3 protein-coding genes are annotated in these 2,399 nt (G+C 46.4%); 2 read left to right on the top strand and 1 reads right to left on the bottom strand.

Annotated features, from left to right (window positions below):
* Positions 1-107: 107 nt before the first annotated feature.
* Entirely contained in the window at positions 108-302 is a 195-nt protein-coding gene (locus O9290_RS05300) for a hypothetical protein (protein WP_288028103.1), read from the bottom strand.
* On the opposite strand from O9290_RS05300, the gene O9290_RS05295 reads away from it, so the two are divergent.
* Positions 235-654, top strand: a complete 420-nt coding sequence (locus O9290_RS05295; protein ID WP_002760597.1) for an NUDIX hydrolase — start codon at positions 235-237, stop codon at positions 652-654. The two genes, O9290_RS05300 and O9290_RS05295, sit on opposite strands and share 68 nt — an antisense overlap.
* A 142-nt stretch (positions 655-796) precedes the next feature.
* Entirely contained in the window at positions 797-2,122 is a 1,326-nt protein-coding gene (ctpB, locus tag O9290_RS05290; protein WP_043999194.1) for a carboxyl-terminal processing protease CtpB, read from the top strand.
* Positions 2,123-2,399 lie beyond the last annotated feature (277 nt).

Raw genomic sequence — 2,399 nt, 5'->3', positions numbered from 1 at the left:
CCCATTATTATTCTACTAATGACAGTAGCCTAGTTACTCAGGAGCCGGATACGGCGAAAGTCGTAAGTCCGGTTTTGAAGCAGGGGGTGGGAAGGCGACTTCCTGCTCTACTGTAACGGGTGTGGGGTGTGGGGTGTGGGGTGTGGGGTGTGGGGAGAATAAATAAAATAGTCTCCCGTCTCCTGACTCCTGACTCCTGACTCCTGATAACTGATAACTGATAACTGATAACTGATGATATTTGTTGCTTTGGCGATTTTGGAACAGGACGGTCGATTTTTAATGCAGTTGCGCGACGACATCCCGACGATTCTCTATCCGGGGGTGTGGGGTTTATTTGGTGGTCACTTAGAAGCGGGTGAAAGTCCAGAAATAGGGTTAAAACGAGAGTTAAAAGAAGAAATTAACTACGAAGCTCCTAGTTTACGCCATTTTCGCTGTTATAACGATGATAATCTCTCTCGTTATCTTTATCATGTACCCCTGACCCTGGAATTAGAAAAATTAGTACAAACGGAAGGGCAAGATTTAGCATTATTACCCCCGGCTGCCATCCTTCAAGGGGAATACTATTCCCAGAAGATTAATCAGACTCGTCCTTTAGGAAAAATTCATCGCCAGATATTACTCGATTTTCTAGAAGTAGAATTATAGTGGATATTAGAGCCAGACAAGGAACTCCCCTATCTATACGAAAGTCGTAGTTAACACTGCTCCTCACCTCCCTCGAAGGCAAAATGCTCCCGCTTTTTGAATGGCTTTATCTAAACGTCAATCTTATTTTGGCTTTGTCTTTATGAACCAGTCGCGTCCCTCGTTCGTTTCCGTGCAGAAACTCCTATCTGGAGGTGCGATCGCTACCCTAGCAGTTAGTTCCCTGATGGTTCTCACCCCCGCAGCCAAAGGGGAAAAACCCTTAGAAGATAACCCGAAAGCAGTCATCGACCAGGTCTGGCAAATTGTTAATAATGAATTTGTAGATCGTAGTTTTCATCAAATCGATTGGCAAAAAAAACGTCAAGAATTGTTAAGCAGAAATTATACTAATCCCCAACAAGCTTACACGGCAATTCGGGAAGCTTTAAAGGAATTGGGTGATACTTATACCCGTTTTTTAACTCCTAGGGAATTTTCTGTCCTCACCAGTCAAACTTCCGGAGAATTATCGGGAATTGGGGTACGTTTAGCCCTCGATAAACGCACTAGCGATCTGATCGTTGTCGATACGGTGAAAAAATCCCCCGCCAAGGAAGCGGGAGTGAAAAGCGGCGATCGCCTGATCAGAATTAATGGCAAACCCACCGCTTTAATGACCCTAGAACAAGCAATGGAAGCCCTACAGGGAGAAGTGGGTACTAGCGTTAGTTTACAGCTTGCCCGTCCCGATCGAGGTGTATTTGAAGTGACTTTGACCCGGGTAGATATCGAAATCCCCTCGGTTAGCTATACCCTTAAACAAGAAGGTGGGGTGAAAGTTGGTTATATTAAACTGGATGAATTTAGTTCCCACGCAGCCGAACAAATGAAAGAAGCGATCGAGGAATTAAGTCAACAACAGGTATCCGGCTATGTTCTCGATCTGCGGGGCAACCCCGGGGGTTTACTATTTGCTAGTGTCGATATCGCTCGCATGTGGATGAAACAGGGCAAAATCGTTAGCACCATCGATCGACGGGGCGGTGATCGCCAATTTATCGCCAATAACACCGCTATTACCGATTTACCCCTCGTGGTCTTGGTGAATAAAGGTTCCGCCAGCGCCAGCGAAATCCTCGCCGGGGCGCTGAAAGAAAATGGCCGGGCGACTTTAGTGGGTACATCGACCTATGGCAAGAGTACCGTCCAATCGGTACACACCCTCTCCGATGGTTCCGGTTTAGCGGTGACAATTGCCCGTTATTATCCCCCCAACGGCGAAAATATCTACAAAAAAGGCATTAAACCCGATGTGCAGATCGAGTTAACCCAGGAACAACAGCTGCGCTTCCGCGATGATCCTTCTTTGGTGGGAACTAAGGATGATCCCCAGTACCAACAGGCGATCTCGCTGCTACAATCCCATAGTGTTAAACGTCCTGGCACTAGCAATCTCAATAACCCTTTGAGTAGTCGAGCCGAATAATTGTCCTCAATAATGTCTAAGTAGGTAGGTGGAATTAAATATAAGATGAACGTAGGTTGGGTTGAAGCATGAAACCCAACGCCCGCTCATGTTACGCTACCGCTAACCCATCCTACAAATAATTGTGCCTCCCTACTTAGGGTCTGCTGAAAAAGTTTTTCCTAGGGGCAGGGTGTAGGGTGTGGGGTGTGGGGTGTGGGGTTTTACCGATTTTGAGGGGGTCAATTACCTAATTTTCAGGGAAAAAGTCCCTGAATTTCCCCCTGATCACTCCCAT

The organism is Microcystis sp. LE19-41.2A, from assembly GCF_027530405.1.
Classification (GTDB): Bacteria; Cyanobacteriota; Cyanobacteriia; order Cyanobacteriales; family Microcystaceae; genus Microcystis; species Microcystis aeruginosa.
The sequence above is the reverse complement of the archived record's forward strand: the minus strand, read 5'-3'. Positions and strand labels throughout refer to the sequence as shown.

Coding starts and splice junctions, on each gene's coding strand:
- ctpB (WP_043999194.1), top strand. CDS start 797: ATGAACCAGTCGCGTCCCTCGTTCGTTTCCGTGCAGAAACTCCTATCT.
- O9290_RS05295 (WP_002760597.1), top strand. CDS start 235: ATGATATTTGTTGCTTTGGCGATTTTGGAACAGGACGGTCGATTTTTA.
- O9290_RS05300 (WP_288028103.1), bottom strand. CDS start 302: ATGTCGTCGCGCAACTGCATTAAAAATCGACCGTCCTGTTCCAAAATC.